Genomic DNA, 4,955 nt, shown 5'->3' with positions numbered 1-4,955 from the left:
ACGCCTGGCGGGGCGATCCGTTGCTGATCCAGCTCGCGGAGCGTTTTTCCGATCCGGTGCGCCGGGAACTCGACGGTCTCGGCCGTTTCGTGCTGACGCAGGAGGCGCAGGAACTGGCGCGCCTCGCCAATGTCGAGACGCCGAAGCTGAGGACGCATGATCGCCAAGGACGGCGCATCGACGTGGTCGAGTTCCATCCCGCCTATCACGCCTTGATGCGCCGCTCCGTGGCCAATGGGCTGCATTCCTCGGTGTGGGAAAACGGCGACACCGAGATCGGCCGCCGCCATCAGGTCCGTGCCGCCCGGTTTTATCTGACGGCGGAGCTCGAGACCGGGCATCTGTGCCCCATCACCATGACCAACGCTTCGCTGGCGGCCTTGATGGCCAGCCCGAAACTGTTTCGTGAATGGGCGCCGCGCGTGACGACGCGCAAATATGACCAGAGCCAAAAGCCGCCGGTCGAGAAAACCGGGCTGACGCTCGGCATGGGCATGACCGAGAAACAGGGCGGCACCGATGTGCGCGCCAATGTGACGAGGGCGGAACGCGCCGGCAGCGGTTTTTATCGTCTGACCGGGCACAAATGGTTCATGTCGGCGCCGATGTCGGATGCCTTCCTGGTGCTGGCGCAGGCGCCGGAGGGGCTGTCGTGCTTCCTCGTACCGCGCGTTCTCGGTGACGGCTCGGGCAACGGCTTCCGCTTCCAGCGGCTGAAGGACAAGCTCGGCAACCGTTCCAACGCATCCTCCGAAGTCGAATTCGTCAATGCCATCGGCGAGATGGTCGGCGAACCCGGTGCCGGTGTGAAGACGATCATGGACATGGTGACGCTCACCCGGCTCGATTGTGCCATCGCCTCGTCGGCGATCATGCGCGCGGGCCTCGCCGAGGCCGTTCATCATGCCCGCCATCGTCAGGTGTTCGGTTCGACCCTGATCGAGCAGCCGTTGATGCAGCGCGTGCTGGCGGACATGGCACTCGATGTCGCCGCCGCCACCGCACTGTCGTTCCGGCTGGCGCGGTCCTTCGACGAGGCGGCCAGCGACCGCGGTGAAGCGGCGTTTGCCCGCGCCATGACGCCGGTCGTCAAATACTGGGTCTGCAAGATCGCGCCGCCTTTGCTCTATGAGGCGATGGAGTGCCTCGGCGGCAATGGCTATGTCGAGGAGGCGCCGCTCGCCCGCTATTATCGCGAGGCCCCGGTCAACGCGATCTGGGAGGGCTCGGGCAATGTCATGGCGCTCGACGTGCTGCGCGTGCTTGGCCGTGCGCCCGGCCTGTTCGAGGATGTGCTGGCCGGCATCGACCGCGATCTCGGCGCCGGCGGACGCGGCACGATCGGCGTGCTGAAGGCGGCGATGCAGGTCGCTTCAACCGACGAAGGTTCGGCTCGGCTGCTCACCGAGCAGCTGGCTCTGTCGGCTGCGGCGGCGGAATTGCGCCGTCTGGGGGCAGGGCGGATCGCCGACGCTTTCGTCGAGACGCGATTGGCCGGCCAATGGCGCAACACCTATGGCATGATCGATTCGCGCCACGATGCACGCATGATCATCGACACGCTCTATCCGCCAGTGAACTGAGCCGCGAGCATCGCAAAAACCGGCGCCATCCACAGTTTTGAGGCGTTGGTCCGTATCCTCTCGCATATGGCTAATTTCCGTTAACCTTAACAAATGGTTTCCGTTGCGATGGCGAGCGGCAAGGCCCACTGTCCCGGCGCAAGCAGGCAATGGTTCAGATTGGCCGTCTCCTGCTTTGCGAAGCAGGAACACCGATGCGACAGGTACTGACCTCTTTTCTGACCTTGCACTGGACGATTGTTTTCGCCCTGCTTGCGCTCATCTGCATCGACGGAAACCGTGGTGTGGCGGCGGCGCTCGGCGTGATCGGTGCCACAATCGAGGGTACCCGCTTCGTCAACCTCGACAATTTCGTTGTCGTGGCGCCGCTTGCCACCGCATTGCTGGTCGTCGCGGTTCTGTTTTTCTGGGCCTTTGTCGAAGCCCTGGTCAACGACGCGACCAGCCCGGACGCCGACAGCGTTGCCCGCATCGCCTTCATCTGCGCGTCCGGCGTGTTGTCGCTGATCGTCATCGGGGGTGCTGCGCAAGGCATAAACGGGCTGTTCATGGCTGTTGCCGTGCAGCTGGCAGCACTTCTGGCATCCTATGTCGCCATGCTTGCCGAACGGCGGTCCGTGGTTGCGGCAGCGGCTTCGGGCGAAGGCGAGATCCATGCCGTCGCGCACGGCATGGCAAAAGCCGCAGCCCACAATTCGCTGCTTTCACTCATATCAGGCCGAACGGTGTCCAAAACCGGCTCCAATCCCAGGGGAGGCCGCTGATGCGCTACATCTTCGGATGCTGGGCGGCGCCGATGGCGATTTTCTGGGGCTGGTTCTATCTGTCGGCCAATGACATCAATTTCGGCTACGCGATGCTCAGCCGACAGATGCACGACTTCTTCTTCCGGCTCTACGGTCAGATGCTCGGCATCGATCCGGCGATCATCCCCGGCATGGTGGCGAAGACGTGCGTCTTCGACGGGTTGCTGCTGATGGCGCTTTGGGCATTCCGCCGTCGCCGCGAAATCGCCGGCTGGGTCAGACAGCGCTGGGCGGATCCGGTTCCGTTCGAGCGGATGCGTGGAGCGACTGAAGCCGGTCCAAAACTCCCTGCAGAATAAACGCGGCTGCCGCCGAATCGATCTTGCCGGCGCGCTTGCGGCGCGAGAAATCCATCTCGATCAGCGTCCTTTCGGCCGCGACCGTCGATAGCCTTTCATCCCAGAGCACGAAGGGCAGGTCGCTCATTTGTGCCATGTTACGGACGAAGGCGCGCGATTTCTGCGCACGCGGACCTTCCGAGCCGTCCATGTTGATCGGCAGCCCAATCACCACGGCGCCGGCATTCTCCTTCTGCAGCAAGGCGAGCAGCACCGCCGCATCGAGCGAAAATTTCCTTCGCATGATGACCGGACGCGGATGGGCGAAGGAAAACCTCTGGTCCGAGACCGCGACGCCGATCGTCTTGTCGCCGAGGTCAAGCCCCGCCAGCGTCTTGCCGCCGGCTAACCGCGCCGGCAATTCTTCGATCGCGATAATGCCCACCGGCCGTCCTTCGCCTTTCACCACCAGGTGTTTTGTCAAACGCGTGGCGGACAAGTAACCCTTTGATCTCGGGGCCATTGGCGTTCTATCCTTTGGCAAGTCAAAAATCGAGGAATGCATTCATGAAACTGACCTGGTACGGCCACTCGGCCTTTCGGATCGATACCGCTGATGCCAAGATCCTCATCGACCCCTATCTGATAGGCAATCCGTCATGGACGGGTGGCTGGGAGGGCCCGGCTGAGGGTGTCACGCATGTGCTGCTGACGCATGGCCACAGCGACCACATCAGCGGCGCGGTGGAGGTGCTCGGCAAAAGCGGCGCCCAGCTCGTCGCCAATTTCGAGATCTGCATGTATCTGGTCGGCAAGGGCGTCAGCGACAAGAAGATCAATCCCGGCAACATCGGCGGCACCGTCGATTGCGGCAGCTTCACCACCACTTTTGTCCAGGCGCTGCACTCATCCTCGTTCCCGGGCGAGGGCGGCCAGAACACCTATCTCGGCAATCCGGGCGGCCTCGTCCTGCATTTCGCGGAAGACAAAACGCTCTATCACATGGGCGACACCGACATCTTCTCCGACATGGCGCTGATCAACGAGTTGCATGAGCCGAAGATAGGCCTGGTGCCGATCGGCGACCGCTTCACCATGGGCGGCGCGGTGGCGGCACTTGCCTGCCGGCGCTTCTTCAAATTCGACACCGTGGTTCCCTGCCACTTCGGCACGTTTCCGATGATCGACCCGACCGCCGATAAGTTCGAGGCCGGCCTGGAAGGATCCGGTGTAAGGCTGGCGTTGCCGAAAATCGGTGAGACGATTACGATCTAGAAACAGCTAAAGTGGAATAAATCCATGGTATTGGGGCGATCTCTTTGCGTTTCCATGTTTGTCGCGGCGTCGCCCGCGCTGGCCGCGGATGATTTCATCGAAGGCGTCTACCTTCAGTCCGAAGAGCTTTGCACGCAGGCCAAAAAGGACACGCTGCAAACGCTGATCGACGCCGGCAACATCGTGCTTTCGGCGCACGGCCTGCAGAGCGTGGAATACAATTGCGAGTTTCTGCAGGTCAGCAAGGCGACCGCTTCGCCGAGCTGGGCGGTGACGGCCCTCTGCCAGGAACCGGGCTATGTCTTCCCGGATGTCCTCTCGGTGACGCAAATGAACGACAAGCAGATCGATCTCGTGTCGGTCCGGCCCGTCAACGACGAAAGCGAAGCAAGCGGCAACAGCGGCAGCTACTATCTGTGCGAGGGCGTTGCCCTGCCGTAGACATCATCCTGTGCGTGGATCGATGGCCGAAGACTAGGCCGCCGCCGCAGCCTGGTCTCTCGCACGATGCATGTTGCGCAGCGCGCGCGGCGCCGCTATAGCCCGAACTGGTTTTCCCCGAGGCAAAAACATGTCCGTAGATCTTCAGACAGTGAAGCGCGTCGCGCATCTCGCCCGCATTGCGGTGAGCGAGGAAGATGCCGAACGGATGACCGGCGAGCTGAACGCCATTCTGGGCTTCGTCGAACAGCTGAATGAGGTCGATGTTTCCGGCATCGAACCGATGACCTCGGTGACGCCGATGGACATGAAGAAGCGTCAGGACGTTGTTACTGACGGCGGCAAGGCAGCTGACATCGTCGCCAACGCGCCGGCGACCGAAGAGAATTTCTTCCTCGTGCCGAAGGTCGTGGAGTAAACCGGCCGATGGCAATCGACATCGCCATTGAAACGCCACTGCAGGACGACGTGCGCGGCCTGGTCGAGGAACTCAACCAGACCTTGCTCGAACTGACGCCGCCGGAGCATTGCTACCATCTGACGGTCGAGCAGATGGCTGGTGAGGACGCGAG

7 protein-coding genes and 1 pseudogene are annotated in these 4,955 nt (G+C 62.3%); 7 read left to right on the top strand and 1 reads right to left on the bottom strand.

Annotated features, from left to right (window positions below):
* From EN994_RS17705 to EN994_RS17695, 3 genes are all read left to right on the top strand, one after another.
* Nucleotides 1-1,583: DNA alkylation response protein (locus tag EN994_RS17705; protein WP_164745986.1), on the top strand; the 1,583-nt coding region annotated here is incomplete at its 5' end.
* A 194-nt stretch (nucleotides 1,584-1,777) separates the two neighbouring features.
* Nucleotides 1,778-2,347, top strand: coding sequence for a hypothetical protein (locus EN994_RS17700; protein ID WP_013531792.1), 570 nt, complete (start codon nucleotides 1,778-1,780; stop codon nucleotides 2,345-2,347).
* A complete protein-coding gene (locus tag EN994_RS17695; RefSeq protein WP_063167955.1) occupies nucleotides 2,347-2,688 on the top strand; it encodes a DUF6105 family protein in 342 nt (113 codons plus the stop codon). The genes EN994_RS17700 and EN994_RS17695 overlap by 1 nt, the downstream gene beginning before the upstream one ends.
* On the opposite strand, the gene ruvX is transcribed toward EN994_RS17695, so the two are convergent.
* Entirely contained in the window at nucleotides 2,606-3,112 is a 507-nt protein-coding gene (gene ruvX, locus EN994_RS17690; protein ID WP_063170231.1) for a Holliday junction resolvase RuvX, read from the bottom strand. The genes EN994_RS17695 and ruvX overlap by 83 nt on opposite strands.
* 122 nt (nucleotides 3,113-3,234) lie before the next feature.
* Here ruvX and EN994_RS17685 point away from each other — a divergent pair, with 122 nt between their 5' ends.
* From EN994_RS17685 to EN994_RS36145, 4 genes and pseudogenes are all read left to right on the top strand, one after another.
* Entirely contained in the window at nucleotides 3,235-3,942 is a 708-nt protein-coding gene (locus EN994_RS17685) for a metal-dependent hydrolase (RefSeq protein ID WP_063167956.1), read from the top strand.
* A gap of 24 nt (nucleotides 3,943-3,966) precedes the next feature.
* On the top strand, nucleotides 3,967-4,383 hold the full coding sequence (locus EN994_RS17680; RefSeq protein WP_082826453.1) for a hypothetical protein: 417 nt from the start codon (nucleotides 3,967-3,969) through the stop codon (nucleotides 4,381-4,383).
* Between the two features lie 130 nt (nucleotides 4,384-4,513).
* Nucleotides 4,514-4,801, top strand: coding sequence for an Asp-tRNA(Asn)/Glu-tRNA(Gln) amidotransferase subunit GatC (gene gatC, locus EN994_RS17675; protein WP_013531787.1), 288 nt, complete (start codon nucleotides 4,514-4,516; stop codon nucleotides 4,799-4,801).
* Nucleotides 4,802-4,809: 8 nt separating this feature from the next.
* A pseudogene (locus EN994_RS36145) lies at nucleotides 4,810-4,955 on the top strand (N-acetyltransferase); the annotation flags it as partial.

Source organism: Mesorhizobium sp. M7A.F.Ca.CA.002.09.1.1 (assembly GCF_003998555.1).
GTDB classification, from domain to species: domain Bacteria; phylum Pseudomonadota; class Alphaproteobacteria; order Rhizobiales; family Rhizobiaceae; genus Mesorhizobium; species Mesorhizobium ciceri.
The sequence above is the reverse complement of the archived record's forward strand: the minus strand, read 5'-3'. Positions and strand labels throughout refer to the sequence as shown.